The sequence below is a fragment of the Gilliamella intestini genome, assembly GCF_900094935.1.
Taxonomy (GTDB): Bacteria; Pseudomonadota; Gammaproteobacteria; order Enterobacterales; family Orbaceae; genus Gilliamella; species Gilliamella intestini.
In genome coordinates this window covers 17,338-35,504 of sequence record NZ_FMBA01000024.1, presented here as the reverse complement: position 1 = coordinate 35,504, position 18,167 = coordinate 17,338, and the positions used below count along the sequence as shown (strand labels likewise).

The window sequence follows — 18,167 nt, the reverse complement described above, 5'->3', positions numbered from 1 at the left end:
CTGGGAAGTAGATAAAGAGAAAGCCAACGAGATTCGTTTAAGCCATTGGGGTAAAAAAGTCTATACTCGGAGAAAAGAGACCATAGAGCGCAGCTTTGCTGACGCTAAACAACACCACGGACATCGCTATGCAAGATTTAGAGGAAGAGCGCAGGTTCAAATGCAGTGTTTATTGGCTGCAACGGCTCAAAATATCAAGAAAATAGCGATAAAGCTATTTTTGTTACGTTTTTTTAGGCTATTTTTTAATTTATTTAATAAAATCCAAATTAAAAATCCTATTTATGGTTTAAATAAAAAAATAAACCCCGAATTATATCGAGGTTTGTTATTAATTTGAAGTGACAAATAGCCACCTGTTTTTATTTTTTTAATTAATATTATTTATTTTTATATTCTTTTTCACTACTATCTCGTTCAACCCATAAGCCAACTACAACTGATAACATACATGTAGCAATAAGTCCTATAAACCATAAAATATAATACATAGCTGTTCCTTAATAAAGAGAATGTTTATTGTTTTCAATATGATTTTTATCAAGTCTTCCAAACATTTTGATATATGACCAAATAGTATAAAAAAGAACAATAGGTAAAAATATAAGAACAACAACAAACATAATATTAAGTGTTAATTGACTTGATGATGCATCCCATATTGTCAAACTTGCATTTGGCATAATGCTTGAAGGTATAATGAATGGGAAAGTTGCAATACCATAAGTAAATAAAACACAAGCAATTGTTAATATTGATGAAATAAATACTAATGCATTTTTATTTGCACTAGAAAAAACAATGGTTAATAGTGGCAATACAACACCTAAAATTGGTACTATCCATAAAATAGGATAATTCATATAGTTAGTTAACCACGATGCATCTGTAGATACAGTTTTATTTAACGGTTGTGATGCTGCATTATAATCAATCACACTAGTAATTTCATAACCATGAATACCAAACACAACCCAAACTCCCGCTAAAACAAATGCAATTAGCATAATTAAACTAGCAATTTGTGTAGCCTTTCTTGCTCTTAAATAAAGTTCACCTGATGTTTTCATTTGTAACCACGCCCCACCATGAGCAACAAATAACATTAAGCTCACAACACCAGTCAATAGAGCAAAAGGATTAAGTAATCTAAAAAAGTTACCATCATAAAAAACTCGATAAAAGTTATCAAATCTAAATGGAACACCTTGTAATAAATTACCAAAAGCAACACCAAAAACCAATGCTGGCACAAAGCTACCTGCAAAAATACCTGCATCCCATAAGGTTCGCCACTTAGAATTTTCTAGTTTACTGCGATAATCAAAACCAATTGGTCTAAAAAACAATGCACAAAGTACCAAAATCATCGCAATATAAAATCCAGAAAAAGACACTGCATATGCATCTGGCCATGCTGCAAAAATCCCTGCTCCAGCGGTAATTAACCAAACTTGGTTACCATCCCAATGAGGAGCAATTGCATTTATCATAATTCGACGTTCAGTGTCTGTTTTACCGATAAACGGTAATAAAATACCCACGCCCATATCAAACCCATCTGTGACAACAAAACCGATTAAAACAACACTAATCAGTACCCACCAGATGACGCGTACAATTTCGTAATCAATCATTGTGTATACTCCCTATGCCTTATTCTGTTAGCTGTTGCGTTTTTTCATAATGATAGTTGCCTGTGCCCAAAGAACTTGGTCCTAAGCGAGCAAACTTAAACATCAAGAACATTTCTGCAACCAAGAACAGCGTGTAAAGCCCACAAATAAGCACCATAGAAAATAAGACTTCACCAGGAGTTAATGAAGAATTCGCAACACCTGTCGGTAAAATATCTTGAATTGCCCATGGTTGACGGCCATATTCAGCCACAAACCAACCACATTCACAAGCTAACCATGGTAAAGGTAAAAATAAAATCAATAAACGGCATAACCAACGTTTTTCACCGATTTTGTTTTTATAGGTAGTCCATAAAGCGATACCTGTTCCCAAAATCATTAACAAACCACAACCAACCATACCTCTAAGTGCCCAAAATAATGGCCAAACAGTAGGAATTGAATCTTCTGTCGCAGCTTTGATATGTTCTTCCGTTGCTTGGGGGATAGTCAAATTATCCCGATCAGTAAAACGTTTAACTAAATAACCATAGCCTAAATCAGATTTATTATCCTCGAATGCTTTAAGAACTGTTGGATCTTGATTTCCTTGTTGGATTTTTTCTAAATTCGTGTAAGCTAAAATACCATTACGAATTCTGATTTCGTTATTCTTTAATATGTCTTTTAACCCTGTTACTTGAGTATCAAGTGAACGTGTAGTCATTATACCCATCGCATAAGGAATTTTTATTGAGAATAAATTTTCTTTATTTTTTTGTGATGGAAAAGCAATAACATTAAATGATGCAGGTGCAGGTTGAGTTTCCCATTCAGCTTCAATAGCAGCAAGCTTAACAGGTTGAACAGTTGTCATCTCGTGACCTGCTTCATCCCCCATAATTGCAACAGTAATTGACATGATAAAACCAAATGGAGCTGCCACAGCAAAAGAACGTTTTGCAAATCCAACATCTCGTTTTTTTAGTAAATAGTAAGAACTAATACTTAATACAAAAATCGCACCAGTTAAATAACCTGCGGTTACAGTATGAACAAATTTGTATTGCGCCACAGAATTAGTAATTAGATCATAAAAGCTTGCCATTTCCATACGAGAATTGATCGGATTAAACTCAGAACCAACAGGAAATTGCATCCAACCATTAGCAACTAAGATCCAAAGTGCTGATAAATTTGAGCCAAACGCAACACACCATGTAACCAGTAAGTGTTTACCACGACTCAACCTATCCCATCCAAAGAAGAATAAACCAACCATCGTTGATTCAAGGAAAAAAGCCATTAAACCTTCTATCGCTAACGGCGCACCAAAAATATCCCCCACATAATGCGAGTAATGAGACCAATTGGTACCAAATTGAAACTCCATAGTTAAACCCGTTGCTACACCAACAGCAAAGTTGATAGCAAACAGTTTTCCCCAAAATTTCGTCATATCCTTCCAGACTTGCTTACCACTAACAACATATACAGTTTCCATAATTGCTAACATAAACGCCAAACCTAGCGTTAATGGCACAAAAATAAAATGATACATTGCTGTAAGTGCAAACTGGAGGCGTGAAAGTTCTACTATATCTAACATAAGCACTCCCTAATCCTTAAATGCCCACAAATTTATACGTTATCGTAAGCCATTATACACTGATAATTGTAGAATAAAATTGATATACATCAAAAAAACTATATCTTAATTTGTTTTTTTACCGCATCAGCAATATCTGTAAGACTTTTTACAACTGTAATACCCGCAGCTTGCAGAATTTTTGATTTTTCTGATGCGGTACCTTTATTCCCCGAAATAATTGCACCTGCATGTCCCATACGCTTTCCTGAAGGAGCAGAAAGCCCCGCAATATAGGCAATAACAGGTTTAGTTACATAATTTTTAATATATTCGGCAGCTTCCTCTTCCGCTGTACCACCAATTTCACCAATCATAACAATAACTTCAGTCTTAGGGTCTTGTTCAAGTAACGCCAAAATAGAAATAAAATCACTACCAGGAATAGGATCACCACCAATGCCCACACATACTGATTGCCCTAAACCAATATCTGTTGTTTGCTTCACTGCCTCATAAGTTAATGTACCAGAACGTGAAACAATCCCCACTTTCCCAGCTAGGTGAATATGCCCAGGCATAATACCTATTTTACATTCATCAGGAACAATAATACCTGGGCAATTTGGCCCAATCATTATGACATCTTTTTGTTGTAATTTTTCTTTAACTATAAGCATATCTAAAGTTGGGATACCTTCAGTGATACAGACAATTAATTTAATACCTGCATCAATCGCCTCTAAAATAGAATCTTTACCAAATGCTGCTGGCACATAAATAACACTTGCTGTTGCACCTGTAGCTATAACAGCTTCTTTAACTGTGTTAAAGACCGGTAGACCTAAATGGGTTGTACCTCCTTTGCCAGGAGTTACACCACCGACTAGCTTAGTACCATAAGCAAGCGCTTGCTGTGAATGAAAAGTTCCTTGACTACCTGTAAATCCTTGGCAAATAACTTTGGTTTCTTTATTAACTAAAATTGACATAATAACTATTCTCCATGCGCCCTATTATTAAACAACAGCAACGATTTTTTGAGCTGCATCTATTAAACTTTCGGCAGTAATAATATTTAATTCACTTTTAGCGAGAATTTTTCTAGCAAGTGCAGCGTTATTACCTTCAAGACGAACAACAACAGGAACGGTAAGACCAATTTCTTTAATTGCACTAATAATTCCATCAGCAATTAAATCACAACGAACAATACCACCAAAAATATTAACTAAAATCGCTTTCACATTTTTGTCGGATAATATCAACTTAAATGCCTCTGCAACACGTTCTTTTGTCGTCCCACCACCAACATCCAAAAAGTTAGCAGGTTCCCCACCATGCAGTTTAATAATATCCATAGTTGCCATCGCAAGACCTGCCCCATTAACCATACAACCAATATTACCGTTTAGTGATACATAGCTAATACCTTGTTTTGCAGCAATTGATTCGCGTTCATCTTCTTGCGTTGTATCTCTTAAAATATTTAAGTTTGGATGTCTAAAAATCGCATTATCATCTAAAACCACTTTCGCATCTAAACAAATAAGTTCATTTAAATCAGTAATCACTAAAGGATTGACTTCGGCTAACGAAACATCATTTTCTAAAAACAGCTTTGCAAAATTCACAAACAGCTTTGTAAATTGGTTTACTAATTTACCTGTCAAACCTAATTTAAATGCCAGCTCACGGCCTTGGTAAGCACAAGGCCCTGTTAAAGGATCAAGCGAGGTTTTATAAATTAAGTGTGGTGAGTTTTCAGCAACACTTTCAATATCAACTCCACCTTCTGTCGAAGCCATAATCACAACACGTTTAGAGCTACGATCAACCACCGCTCCCAAATACAATTCTTTATGAATATTAGACGCTTTTTCAATTAAAATCTTGTTAACAGGCTGACCTTTAGCCGTAGTTTGATAAGTAACTAGATATTGCCCTAACCATTTTTCAGCAAATTGTTTTATTTCACTATAATTTTGAGTACAAATAACGCCACCTGCTTTACCCCGTCCTCCTGCATGAACTTGACATTTAGCCACCCAAGGACCTAAATCTTTTTGTGAAGCTAATTCAGCTAATATATCTTGTACTTCACCAATTGAGTTACAAACGTACCCTTCTGGTACGGGTAAATTATATTGTTTAAAAAGACATTTAGATTGATATTCATGCAAGTTCATAAAGAAATTCCACAGCCTAAGTTAACGTAAAATAGACAACAATTTTAATTCAACATAAATAAATTGTATAGCACATAATAAGTTATGTTTAGAGTAAGTTAGGATTATTGCTGATAGTTAGTGACAATGATATACTTCTAAAAATTAAAAATATCTTAATATCGTAAATAGTAAAGGTAAAAATATGAAACAAGTTGGTATCTTTTTTGGTAGTGACACAGGTAATACAGAAAATGTAGCAAAGCAAATCCAACTAGCTTTGGGTAATGACAAAGCTGACATTTTTGACATTGCCAAAACCACTAAAGAAGTCATAGAACAATACAATTATCTATTTTTTGGAATTCCAACTTGGTACTATGGCGAATCACAAGCAGACTGGGACGATTTTTTTCCTAACTTAGAAAAAGTTGATTTTAGCGATAAAATAGTTGCTATTTTTGGTTGTGGCGATCAAGAAGATTACGCAGAATATTTCTGTGATGCTATGGGTACACTTCGTGATATTATTGAACCTAAAGGCGCAAAAATTGTTGGGCATTGGCCAACTGAAGGCTATAGTTTCGAAGCATCAAAAAGCTTGGTGGACGATGCACATTTTATTGGTTTAGCGATTGACGAAGATCGCCAACCAGAATTAACTGAAGAACGCATCAACAATTGGGTTAATCAAGTCAAAATAGAAATGAAAATTTAATCTATTAAAACGATTTCTTTTATTTACCATATATAGTTTCTATAATGAGTAAATATTTATAACTTAACAGGAAGTAATATGACAAATCATGATAATGATAATAATGCAGCGCTCAAAAGCGCGGGGTTAAAGGTTACGTTACCACGATTAAAAATTTTAGAATTATTACAAGATCCATCATGCCAACATATTACAGTAGAAGACCTTTATAAAAAACTACTTGATATGGGTGAAGAAATCGGGCTTGCAACCGTCTATCGTGTTTTGAATCAGTTTGATGATGCTGGAATTGTCACTCGCCATAACTTTGAAGGTGGCAAAGCAGTTTTTGAACTAGCTACACAACAACATCACGATCATTTAATTTGTTTGGATTGTGGCGAAGTATTTGAGTTTCGTGATGATATTATTAATGCTAGACAAAAAGAAATTGCCGAACAATATGGTGTTAAACTAACTTTTCACAGTTTATATCTTTATGGGCATTGTCAATCTGGTAATTGTAAAGCTCATCCTGAACTTCATCACAAAAAATAAGCCTATTCCAATAGGCTTTTTGTTTATTTAGAATATGATAACTTACCTTTTTACTAGGTTAATACTCAAATGAAACAACTTTTAAACTTTATTCCTCTTGTGTTCTTTTTTGTTTTTTTAACAATGTACGATGTCTTTGTGGGCGTTCAAGCATTAATGATTGCAGCAACGGTATGCTTTCTTCTCATTCTTATTCTATATAGAAAAGTAGATAAAGTAGAATTGATTTCTTATCTGATGATCATGGTTTTTGGTGGATTCACACTTTATATGCGTGATCCCAATATAATCAAATGGAAAGTCACTATTATTAATTTCTTATTTGCCATGGCTTTATTAGTTAGCCAATTTATTTTTAAGAAAAATTTACTTCAAAAAATGCTAGGTAAAGAAATACAGTTAGATATAAATATTTGGAATAAACTAAATTTATTATGGGTCTTCTTCTTTATATTATGTGGTACATTTAGTTTAGGTGCGACCTACTATACTACAGATAATTTCTTCTGGATATTTAAAGTATTTATTTTACCGGGTGCATCGTTACTATTATCGTTAATATCAGGTATCTATATCTACAAAAATATGAATAAAGATACGGACAATAAATAAATTGTACAAATGGAGTATTTTAGCATGATACAAAATATAGCCCCTAAAGGTCAATTGGTACTTAGAACACTAGCGATGCCGGCTGACACTAATCCACATGGGCACATTTTTGGTGGATGGATTATGTCTCAAATGGATCTTGCTGGTGGCATTTTATCAAAAGAGATCGCAAGAAACAGAGTTGTAACAGTTAATGCTAGTAGTATTACATTTTACAAACCAGCAATGGTAGGAGATGTGGTTTGTTGTTACGCACAATGCATTAAAACAGGAAAAACATCTATCACCATTGGTATTGAAGTTTGGGTTAAAAAAGTCATTGATACATCTGATACTACTGAACGCTTTTGCATAACAGATGCTATATTTACTTATGTTTCAGTTGATAAGCATAATAATCCAAAACCATTACCAGAAGTTTTCCAAAATTATGATTGCACCAAAGATCCAATCACTAAATTAAACTTAACTAATAGTTAACTAAGTATGCAATTTACCTCATTCCATGCTTTAATCAGCACATTGATCTTTCTTGTCTATTGGTTGATCATTGTTGCAACAACACTACGAATTGTCTTCAAACGAAGACCAACAACTTATGTTATTGCATGGATGTTAGTCATTTATATTTTACCACTTGTTGGAGTGTTCCTTTATTTTGCCTTAGGTGAAGCTCACTTAGGTCAACAGCGAGTTAAACGGGCGCAAAAAATGCGCCCAACTATTTCAAAGTTTATTAATCGCCTAAGCGAATTTTCTGATATTTTCACTAGCAATGTTAGCCAAGTAAGTAAACCGATTTTTCAACTTTGTAAACACCAAACTGGCCTTGATGGAATTAATGGTAATCATATTGAACTACTAAGCGAAACTAACGAAATTTTTGACCGTTTAATTGACGATATAAATAAAGCGACATCAAATATCGAAATGGTATTTTATATCTGGAACGAAGGTGGTCGAGCTGATGATGTTGAGCAAGCACTAATACAAGCAGCTAAACGAGGTGTAACTTGTCGATTAATGGTTGATTCTGCAGGTAGTAGACATTTTATAAAAACTGATGCCAATAAAAGAATGCGCGATGCAGGTATTATCATTGTCGAAGCATTAAAAGTAAACTTACTTCGATTTATTTTTAGAAGATTGGATTTACGCCAACACCGAAAAGTAGCCATTATCGACAACTACATATCTTATACCGGTAGCATGAATATTGTCGATCCTCGCTTTTTTAAACAAAATAGACATGTCGGTGAGTGGGTTGATATCATGGTCAGAATGAGTGGTCCTGTAACAACACTAATGAGCGCAATATATGCCAGTGATTGGGAGCTAGAAACAGGTAAACATCTAACTCTACCGAAAATAACTGAATTTGCTGAACCACCAGAAGATAAAAAACATATAATGCAATTAATAGCATCTGGTCCTGGTTATATGGAAAATATGATTCACCAAGTGTTATTAACAGCAATTTACTCAGCACAAGAGCAAATTATTTTTACAACACCTTATTTAGTACCGAGTGATGATATTTTACATGCTGTTTGCACCGCAGCCCAACGGGGAGTAGAAGTCATTATCATTGTTCCTAAAAATAATGACTCACTAATGGTCAAATGGGCAAGTCGAGCCTTTTTTTCTGAATTATTAAACGGTGGAGTGAAACTTTATCAATTTAATGATAACTTATTACACACCAAAAGCGTCTTAATCGACAATCAGTTAAGTCTTGTTGGTACCGTTAATTTAGACATGCGTAGCTTATGGCTTAATTTTGAGATTACAACTGTGATCGATGATGTAGAATTTGCTAAATCGCTGTCAGTACTCTTAAAAAAATATCTATCTAACTCAGATAAAGTAAAAACTGAAGAATGGATGCAACGCCCAATTTGGCAACACATAGTTGAACGGCTGTTTTATTTTTTTGCACCATTACTATAATTGGTGCTCAAATCTTAAGTTCGCATTTCCTTTTTAGTACTAGCTAACTTATTAATTACTAGTAGCCATTTTGAGAAACATCTGGTAAAAACTGATTATCAGTTAATCGATACACATCACTCTCAATAGAGCCATCAGTATTAAGTGTAATTTCTCGCCAACCTGGAGCATCTTCACTTGATAATTGAAAATCATAACATTCAGGTTTAAATTGAAAACAAGTTGAAGGCGTTGCAAATGCCTTGCAATGATGCCAAACATAATCTTGTTTTTGATGAATATGTCCCCAACCAATTCCCTTTATATTAAAATGTTTTTGAATAATTTTCTCAAGTTGATCTCTATTTTTTAAGATATGCTGATCTAACCAATGACAACCAGAATTAATAGGATGATGATGTAAAAAAACTAATACATTTCTAGAAGAATATTCAGTCAAAACATTATGCAAAAAATCAAGCTCAGATTCTGGTAAAAAACCATAAGCCTGACCTACAACTTGGCTATTTAACAAAACAATTAACCATTTACTTCCTAGCTGTACTATTTTGTTATCAGCAAGTTGGTAATTTGCAAAAACATCTTGCATATAAGTATAGTTATCATGATTACCAGCCAACCATACACAAGGCGTATTAAACTTATTTATTTGCTTAGCAAAACGGGCATAAGCTTTTTTAGAACCATCCTGCACAAAATCACCACTTGCCACAATCAAATCAAACTTCTTATTACTACGTTCAATTTCATTAATAACTGATAAAAAGCTAGCATTAGAATTAACGCCTAGCAACGAGCTATTATCATCAGAAAAAAGATGAGTATCAGTTATATGTAATATTTTACCGTAATTTTTATTCAAAATTGGAAGTTTTAAAAATGACTCCAAAATTTACCTCAATTATTTATCAATCTATAATTATGGTTAATAATGTCAGCAACAAAATAAGCATTGTGACTGGGAAAATAATTTTTATTATAAATCCTAGTGTTATACTAAATTGTAAAATAGATCACACTTTTATGAAAGAAATAATTAAATCTAATTATTAAAAAATTATTCCCATTCTTTTTTTAATAACTCATGATTAAGCTCTAACCATTGAAGCGCAATAATGGATGCTGCATTATTAATAACTCCATCTTCTATCCATTGAAAAGCTTGAGAGCGACTTACAACATGAACTTTAATATCTTCATTTTCTTCTGCTAACCCATGAATGCCTTTAGCTGTTGATGAATCGACTTCACCTACCAAAATATGCAATCGTTCAGTCAAACCTCCTGGTGATGCTAAATAACTGATTATAGGCTTACATTGACCAACAGTAACTCCTGCTTCCTCCATAGCTTCTCGCCTTGCTACATCTTCATATGATTCATTTTTATGATCCATCATGCCAGCAATAAGTTCTAACATCCAAGGACTATTTTGAGTTTCAATAGCGGCAATTCGAATTTGTTCAATTAATACAACTTTATCACGTTTTGCATCATAAGCTAAAAGCACAACTGCATGGCCTCGTTCCAAAATTTCGCGAGTAACAACCTCGCTCATTGAACCATCAAATTTACGATATTGAAAACGGTATTCAAATAAAGAAAAAAAACCTTTATACAAGATTCTCTTAGTCAAATTAACTACGTCATTTTTATCAAAATGGACTGGATTGCTTTTAATTTTCATATAAAACCCCAAATTTAAATTGAATTTGAATAAAAAGTGCGAATAGACATAAACTATGCTTACTATATGCTAATTATCTGTTAAAATTAAGACATTAAAAATACTACTATATTTTAATGATTTTTAAAGAGAAGATTGATGAAAAAAACTTTAACTTTTTTAGTTGGCTTAATGTTAAGCCAATCTGTCTTTGCTGAAAATTTAATACAAGTTTATGAACAAGCAAAAGAAACAAATCCAGATCTACGCAGTTCATTAGCTGAAAAAAACAAAGCGTATGCAGCAATTTCAGGCTCTAGAGCAAGTTTGCTACCGCAAATTGGTTTAAGTGCTTCTTATGGTGTCTCTCATGGCCGACGTGATACAAGTGGTATAAAATCTAAAAGTGGTAACTTATACCAAGTAGCAATATCGCAAAGCATTTTTAACTTCTCAAATTGGAAAGCTTTAGATATTACTAAAAAACAAGCAAGTATTGCAGATATTGCTTATCAATACCAAGGTCAAACATTAATCTTAAATACTTCTGTTGCTTATTTTAATGTGTTAAAAGCGATTGACGCATTAAGCTTTATTGATGCACAGAAAAAAGCAATTGGGCGCCAGTTAGAACAAACTCGTCAAAAATTCCAAGTCGGATTAGCAACAATTGAAGACGTACAAAATGCCCAAGCTAACCATGACTTAACTGTTGCACAACAAGTAAATGCATTAAATGAGCTAAATAATGCAATTGAAGATTTACGCCAAATAAGTGGTCGTTTTTATTCAAGTTTAGCAAGTATTAATACCAATACATTTAAAACTGAGCCGCCAACACAAATCAGTAAATTATTAAAAAAATCCGAAACATCTAATCTTAATTTATTAACAATGAGGTTAAATCAAGACATAGCGCGTGAACAAATCAAACTCTCACAAGCAGGTCATTTACCAACAGCAAGTTTAGATGCATCAACCAATTTAAATAAAACTGATAGATATGGTAACAACGTAGCACCTGGAGCACATGGTGGCAAATCTTATTCGGGGAATAACTATGTTGGCGTCAGTGTAAACCTACCTATATTTTCAGGTGGTGCAACAATGTCTAAAGTTGAACAAGCGCAACAAAATTACGTGAGCTTCAGCGAAAAACTAGAAAGCACCAATCGTAGAGTGATTAACCAAGTACGCTCATCGTACAACAATATTTCGTCATCTATTAGTGCAATCAAAGCTTATCAACAAGCTGTTGTTTCTGCACAAAGTTCATTAGAATCAACAAACGCTGGTTATCTAGCAGGAACACGAACAATTGTTGACGTATTAAATGCTACAACACAGCTGTACAGTTCAAAACAGCGCTTATCTGATGCAAAATATAATTATTTAACTAGCCTACTCCAATTAAAATATGCAGTAGGGACCTTAACCTCTGACGATTTAGTCTATCTAAACAACATGTTAGGAAAAGAAATTAGCACTTTAGTATCCATAAAATAATTATCGTATTAGTTATGTAATAAAAAAGGCGAAATAATCGCCTTTTTTATTATGTTTTAAATATAATTATCACTTGAAAACAAATTTAATTGTAGAAAATGCTGTTTATATTAAGCTATATAAAGAATTAATATATTCTTCAAAAAGAAAAGGTTGGAAGATTTTGTAAATTAGAAAAATTAAGTGTTTTATATTTAAAAAAATGATTAGCTAAAACATCTTAACAAGTATATTAACTTGTTAAGATGTGACTTCTATAATAAAGGTATCAATTACGAAATTCGCATTCCTGGTTTAGCACCACTATCTGGTGATAGTAGGTACACACCTTCATCATCACCTTTACCACTCGCACAAAGCACCATACCTTCAGAAACACCAAAGCGCATTTTACGAGGAGCTAAGTTAGCAATCATAATAGTTAAACGCCCAATTAACACATCTGGGTCAGGATAAAACTGCTTGATACCTGAAAACACATTACGGGTTTCGTCACCAATATCAAGTGTTAATTGAAGTAATTTATCGGATCCTTCGACAAAGCAAGCATGTTTAATTAAAGCAACGCGCATATCGACTTTAGCAAAATCATCAAAATTAATCGTGTCAGCGATAGGCTCTGCAACTTTAGGTTTTGTCGGTTGGGCTAATGCAGCTTGTTGTTTTGTTTCTTCAATCATGTTTGTAATTTTATCCATATCAATACGATTAAATAAAGCTTTAAACTGATTAATTTTATGACTTGTTAAAGCATTATCAATTTCATTCCATTCTAATTTGCTATTTAAAAATGCTTCTGTACGTTCAGCCAATGAAGGCACAATTGGTTTTAAATAGGTCATTAAGATGCGGAATAAGTGAATTCCCATTGAGCAAATATCTTGCAACACTTGATCTTGCCCTTCTTGTTTAGCAACCACCCAAGGCGCCTTTTCGTCAATATAGCGGTTAGCTTCGTCAGCAAGTGCCATAATTTCACGAATTGCCTTGCCTGATTCGCGTTGTTCAAAATAGTCAGCAATCACTTCTGCTTTTTCAACAAACAAGGAATACAGTTCAGGCTCTGCCACTTTATCTGATAATTTGCCGCCAAAGCGTTTATAAATAAATCCTGCAGAACGCGAAGCTATATTGACAACTTTATTGACTAAATCGCTATTTACTCGTTGAACAAAGTCTTCTAAATTTAAGTCAATATCATCAATATGTGGGGATAATTTAGCTGCATAATAATAACGTAAACAATCAGGATCTAAATGTTTTAGATAGGTGCTTGCTTGAATAAAAGTACCGCGTGATTTAGACATTTTTGCACCATCAACAGTCACATAACCATGTACAAAAATATTGGAAGGCTTACGATATTGGCTACCTTCAAGCATAGCAGGCCAAAATAAGCTGTGGAAATAAACAATATCTTTACCAATGAAGTGATACAGTTCTGTATTTGAATTTTTGTCCCAAAACTCATCAAAAATTGGTTTATTTTGTTTATTACAGTAATTTAAGAAAGATCCCATATAACCAATTGGCGCATCTAACCAAACGTAAAAATACTTACCTGGAGCATCGGGGATCTCAAATCCAAAATAAGGTGCATCACGGCTAATATCCCATGGTTGTAAGCCTGATTCAAACCATTCTTGCATTTTATTAGCGACTTGATCTTGTAATGTTCCTGAGCGAATCCACTCTTGTAACATATTTGAAAAAGTAGGTAGGTCAAAAAAGAAGTGTTCAGAATCTTTCATAACAGGTGTAGCACCAGATACTACTGATTGGGGATTAATTAAATCAATTGGATTATAAGTTGCTCCGCAAACTTCACAGTTATCACCATACTGATCAGGCGCTTTACAGCGTGGACAAGTACCTTTAACAAAACGGTCAGGTAAAAACATCTGTTTTTCAGGATCGAATAGCTGTGAAATAACTTTAGTTTTAATATAACCATTTGCTTTCAAACGCTTATAAATTTGCTCTGATATCTCACGATTTTCTGGGCTATGTGTTGAATGGTAATTATCATAACTAATATTAAAGCCAGAAAAATCACGTTGATGTTCGGTTTTAACTTCACTAATCATTTGCTCTGGAGTAATCCCCAATTGCTGAGCCTTGAGCATAATTGGCGTGCCATGGGCATCGTCAGCACAAATAAAATAGATCTCATTACCACGCATACGTTGATAGCGTACCCATACATCTGCTTGAATGTGTTCTAGCATATGACCTAAGTGAATTGCACCATTGGCATAAGGAAGTGCACAAGTCACCAATATTTTGCGTTGAGTTGTCATGTTGATTTATTACCCTTTTTTACATAATGGCAGAAATAGTACATCAATCGTGGGATTATCGCTAGATTTATGCCATAATTTGATAAAATTTATATACTCAATTCATATTTCAAACAGAAAATAATCATTTTTATGAGGGTAAACCAATTTACTGTTTACCGCCTTATTATTTAAGGTATTTTACGCTTTTAATACAAGGTAATTGGAAATAAAACGAGTATAAATACTGAGGCATAAAGAGATAACCATAATGAACACTGAAGTAAAAAAAATTCTTGAAAATTTTATTCATTCAACTCTACAAAAAAATTTACTTGAACTCGGGGCAATAAAAAAATGCGAAATAGTTAATCACCACTTAACTATAAATTTAACAATGCCTTTCGCTTGGCAATCTACTTTTGAAGAATTGAAAAAAATAACCACTCCAAAATTGCTTAAACTTAACAGCGTTAATGAAGTTGACTGGCATATTGAATATAAAATTGCTACTTTAAAACGTGCTAATAACCAAAATGCCATTAATAATATAAAAAACATTATCGCAATAAGCTCAGGAAAAGGCGGTGTGGGTAAATCATCAACAGCGGTCAATCTTGCGCTCGCTTTACAAAAACAAGGCGCTAAAGTGGGGATCTTAGATGCAGATATTTATGGTCCCTCGATCCCAACCATGCTAGGTACAGAAAACCAGCAACCCTTAACACCCGATAATAAACATATGACACCAATCATGGCATATGGGCTTGCTAGTAATTCCATTGGTTATTTAGTTGATCCTAATGGTGCCATGGTATGGCGTGGACCTATGGCAAGTAAAGCACTATTACAGATTTTACAAGATACGCTTTGGCCAGAACTTGATTATCTTGTTATTGATATGCCTCCAGGCACAGGGGATATCCAATTAACCCTAGCGCAAAACATTCCAGTTACTGCTGCTGTGATTATCACAACTCCTCAAGATATTGCTTTAATCGATGCAAAAAAAGGTATTACCATGTTTAATAAAGTAAACATACCAACACTAGGAATTATTGAAAACATGAGTTACCACATTTGCGAACATTGTGGACATCATGAGGCCATCTTTGGTGAAGGTGGTGCAAAACATTTAGCTAAGCAATATCAAACCAAATTGCTAGGGCAAATTCCACTTCAAAAAATGTTACGCCAAGATCTTGATACAGGAAAGCCCACTGTCATTAACCACCCTGATAGCGAATTTAGCCAACTTTATTATCAAATTGCAGGCAATATTGCTAGTGAGTTATATTGGCAAGGTGAAGCGATTTTGCCTGATATTGCTTTTAAGACATTGTAACTTAAAAATCCAACTATTGGCTGTAAAAACAGCCAATACTAATTACATATCATTTCTATTAATTCGATAACTACTCAAATTTATTCATCATTTTTAACGATAACATTATTAACGATAATAGAAATCGGCTAATTCATCACTTAAAACAAATTCAAGCTATTGTTCAGAAGTTGTTTTAGTTCTATATTGGAACAATTCTAAATCTATTTATCCCTAACAAGTGCAACAACTCCAATTCATTGGAAGACATTACACTGTCAACAACGTGATTCGTCACAACACTAAGGAAACTGTTATGCAAAAAAGAGTTAATGAAATCACCATGCGCGGAGCACCTATTACTTTGTTAGGTACACAAATTAAAGTTGGCGACACAGCGCCCAATTTTATCGTGCAAGATTTAAAAATGGAGCCCATTAGATTGTCCGATTTTAAAGGTAAAATCAGAATTATTAATTCGGTTCCATCCATTGATACCTCAGTATGTAGTGCTCAAGTGCATCGCTTTAACGTCGAAGCGGCAAAATTAAAAGACACAGTGATATTTTCAATTAGCGCCGATTTACCTTTTGCCTTAAATCGTTATTGCGCAGCTGAAGGGATTGATGTGGTCAAAGTCACTTCTGACCATAGAGATCTCGACTTTGGATTAAAATATGGCGTTGTTATTGAAGAGTTTCGATTACTTTCTCGATCTGTATTTGTTATTGATAAAAACGACAAAATTGTTTATGTGGAATATGTTAAAGAAACCGCTTCTGAACCTGATTATGACAAAGCCCTAGCTGCAGCTAAAGCACTAGAATAAATCGCTATAATGAAACATCGCCTTCAAATACTAATATTGGTGGCGATTAAGTTTAAGATTTATTCTTAGCAACTATTTAATAGGCAAACATATTCAGTTATAATCAAAAGTAATCTAATATTCTCTCCATAACCTTAATCATGAATAATAGTATTAACCGATCTCGGGTTTGGTCATCAATTCTTTGCCTTGCATTTGCGGCATTTATTTTTAATACAACGGAATTTGTACCTGTCGGACTATTATCCAATATTGCTGAAAGCTTTTCAATAGACGTAGCTCATGCTGGATTATTACTCACAATTTATGCGTGGGCTGTTTCGTTATTATCATTGCCATTGACCGTATTAACATCAAAAATAGAACGGAGAAAGCTACTCATTTTTTTATTTTGCCTATTTATAGGTAGTCATATTTTAGCTGGAGTTGCATGGAGTTTTTACAGCTTAATGATAGCAAGAATTGGTATTGCTTGTGCTCATGCTGTATTTTGGGCAATTACAACACCGCTTGCAGTTCGATTAGCGCCTAATGGTAAAAAAGCTAAAGCAATGGGGTTTATTGTTGTTGGCGTATCAATGGCAACCATTCTAGGCATTCCAATTGGCACCATCATAGGACAACTTGTTGGCTGGCGCGTGACTTTTTTATGTATTGCAGGTATCGCTTTTTGCGTGATGATATTACTACTTCGCTTATTGCCTACTGTACCAAGCATGGATATTATCTCTATCAAAGATATTCCAATGGTATTAAAACGCCCAATACTGCTAAACATTTATTTATTAATTGCCATTATTATTACAGGTCACTTTACTGCCTATACCTATATTACGCCATTCATGAAAACTATTGGTGGATTTAATCAAAATACTATCGCCCTTTTATTATTAGTTGTGGGTTTTTCTGGAATGATTGGTAGCGTTATTTTTGCAAAATATGCTGAAAAAAATCCAACCGCAATTTTCATCATCCCTATGCTATTACTGATTACTTGCTTATTATCGCTTTATGTCTGTTCATTCACGCTTTATACTGCAATCATTCAATGTTTAATTTGGGGGCTTTCCATTACAATTATTGGAATGGTTATGCAAAGCAAAGTAATTGATGCCGCACCCGATGCCACAGATATAGCCACTTCAGTCTATTCTGGTATTTTCAATATTGGAATAGGAGGCGGTGCTTTTATAGGCAGTAAAGTATTAATTTTACTTTCAATTGATTACATTGGTTATGTTGGTGCATGTTTTGTCATCATCGCACTATTATTATTCTACTTTTTATCTAGAAAATTATGGAATAATAAAACGGTTATGTAAAAAATATTATATAAAAACTTTAGGGTAAGGAAACAGCATTATTTATTTT

18 protein-coding genes are annotated in these 18,167 nt (G+C 33.9%); 10 read left to right on the top strand and 8 right to left on the bottom strand.

All coding sequences use genetic code 11. From position 1 onward, the window contains the following. Positions 1–340, top strand: a 340-nt coding sequence (locus GA0061080_RS12915) for a transposase (RefSeq protein ID WP_245174456.1), incomplete at its 5' end; no start/stop codon positions are given. 40 nt (positions 341–380) lie between these two features. Here the strand turns inward: GA0061080_RS12915 and GA0061080_RS13135 are convergent. The 5 genes from GA0061080_RS13135 to sucC form a co-directional block, all read right to left on the bottom strand. After that, on the bottom strand, positions 381–491 hold the full coding sequence (locus GA0061080_RS13135; RefSeq protein ID WP_141683114.1) for a cytochrome bd oxidase small subunit, CydX/CbdX family: 111 nt from the start codon (positions 489–491) through the stop codon (positions 381–383). 9 nt (positions 492–500) lie between these two features. Further along, complete coding sequence (cydB, locus tag GA0061080_RS07560; protein ID WP_091123558.1) at positions 501–1,637, bottom strand: cytochrome d ubiquinol oxidase subunit II; 1,137 nt, start codon at positions 1,635–1,637, stop codon at positions 501–503. A gap of 19 nt (positions 1,638–1,656) precedes the next feature. After that, positions 1,657–3,228 (bottom strand): cytochrome ubiquinol oxidase subunit I, encoded by a 1,572-nt coding sequence (locus tag GA0061080_RS07555; protein ID WP_091123555.1) that lies wholly within the window; start codon positions 3,226–3,228, stop codon positions 1,657–1,659. Positions 3,229–3,326: 98 nt separating this feature from the next. Then, positions 3,327–4,199: a succinate--CoA ligase subunit alpha gene (gene sucD / locus GA0061080_RS07550; RefSeq protein ID WP_091123551.1), complete on the bottom strand. Its 873-nt coding sequence runs from the start codon at positions 4,197–4,199 to the stop codon at positions 3,327–3,329. A gap of 27 nt (positions 4,200–4,226) precedes the next feature. Then, the gene (sucC, locus tag GA0061080_RS07545; RefSeq protein WP_091123548.1) at positions 4,227–5,396 is read right to left on the bottom strand and encodes an ADP-forming succinate--CoA ligase subunit beta; all 1,170 of its coding nucleotides are present in this window, start codon (positions 5,394–5,396) and stop codon (positions 4,227–4,229) included. Between the two features lie 184 nt (positions 5,397–5,580). Here sucC and fldA point away from each other — a divergent pair, with 184 nt between their 5' ends. The 5 genes from fldA (at position 5,581) to cls (ending at position 9,192) form a co-directional block, all read left to right on the top strand. Continuing rightward, on the top strand, positions 5,581–6,093 hold the full coding sequence (gene fldA / locus GA0061080_RS07540; RefSeq protein WP_091123544.1) for a flavodoxin FldA: 513 nt from the start codon (positions 5,581–5,583) through the stop codon (positions 6,091–6,093). 78 nt (positions 6,094–6,171) lie between these two features. Next, positions 6,172–6,630, top strand: coding sequence for a ferric iron uptake transcriptional regulator (gene fur, locus GA0061080_RS07535; protein WP_065635886.1), 459 nt, complete (start codon positions 6,172–6,174; stop codon positions 6,628–6,630). A 69-nt stretch (positions 6,631–6,699) separates the two neighbouring features. Continuing rightward, positions 6,700–7,242, top strand: a complete 543-nt coding sequence (locus GA0061080_RS07530) for an inner membrane-spanning protein YciB (protein ID WP_091123532.1) — start codon at positions 6,700–6,702, stop codon at positions 7,240–7,242. A 24-nt stretch (positions 7,243–7,266) separates the two neighbouring features. Next, positions 7,267–7,722: an acyl-CoA thioester hydrolase YciA gene (gene yciA, locus GA0061080_RS07525; protein ID WP_091123529.1), complete on the top strand. Its 456-nt coding sequence runs from the start codon at positions 7,267–7,269 to the stop codon at positions 7,720–7,722. 6 nt (positions 7,723–7,728) lie between these two features. Then, the gene (gene cls / locus GA0061080_RS07520) at positions 7,729–9,192 is read left to right on the top strand and encodes a cardiolipin synthase (protein ID WP_091123527.1); all 1,464 of its coding nucleotides are present in this window, start codon (positions 7,729–7,731) and stop codon (positions 9,190–9,192) included. A 58-nt stretch (positions 9,193–9,250) separates the two neighbouring features. Here the strand turns inward: cls and cpdA are convergent, their stop codons facing one another. Continuing rightward, the gene (cpdA, locus tag GA0061080_RS07515) at positions 9,251–10,081 is read right to left on the bottom strand and encodes a 3',5'-cyclic-AMP phosphodiesterase (RefSeq protein WP_065635890.1); all 831 of its coding nucleotides are present in this window, start codon (positions 10,079–10,081) and stop codon (positions 9,251–9,253) included. 168 nt (positions 10,082–10,249) lie between these two features. Further along, the gene (gene nudF, locus GA0061080_RS07510) at positions 10,250–10,879 is read right to left on the bottom strand and encodes an ADP-ribose diphosphatase (RefSeq protein WP_091123522.1); all 630 of its coding nucleotides are present in this window, start codon (positions 10,877–10,879) and stop codon (positions 10,250–10,252) included. Positions 10,880–11,017: 138 nt separating this feature from the next. On the opposite strand from nudF, the gene tolC reads away from it, so the two are divergent. Next, a complete protein-coding gene (gene tolC / locus GA0061080_RS07505) occupies positions 11,018–12,364 on the top strand; it encodes an outer membrane channel protein TolC (protein WP_091123518.1) in 1,347 nt (448 codons plus the stop codon). Positions 12,365–12,636: 272 nt separating this feature from the next. Here tolC and metG read toward each other — a convergent pair whose 3' ends face one another. Further along, positions 12,637–14,664, bottom strand: a complete 2,028-nt coding sequence (metG, locus tag GA0061080_RS07500) for a methionine--tRNA ligase (protein ID WP_091123514.1) — start codon at positions 14,662–14,664, stop codon at positions 12,637–12,639. Between the two features lie 250 nt (positions 14,665–14,914). Here metG and apbC point away from each other — a divergent pair, with 250 nt between their 5' ends. The 3 genes from apbC to GA0061080_RS07485 all read left to right on the top strand — a co-directional run bounded on the left by apbC (position 14,915) and on the right by GA0061080_RS07485 (position 18,118). After that, positions 14,915–15,988 (top strand): iron-sulfur cluster carrier protein ApbC, encoded by a 1,074-nt coding sequence (gene apbC, locus GA0061080_RS07495; RefSeq protein ID WP_091123510.1) that lies wholly within the window; start codon positions 14,915–14,917, stop codon positions 15,986–15,988. 295 nt (positions 15,989–16,283) lie between these two features. Further along, entirely contained in the window at positions 16,284–16,796 is a 513-nt protein-coding gene (tpx, locus tag GA0061080_RS07490; protein WP_091123506.1) for a thiol peroxidase, read from the top strand. A 140-nt stretch (positions 16,797–16,936) separates the two neighbouring features. Beyond that, positions 16,937–18,118: a sugar transporter gene (locus tag GA0061080_RS07485; protein ID WP_091123503.1), complete on the top strand. Its 1,182-nt coding sequence runs from the start codon at positions 16,937–16,939 to the stop codon at positions 18,116–18,118. The last annotated feature ends 49 nt before the right edge of the window (positions 18,119–18,167 follow it).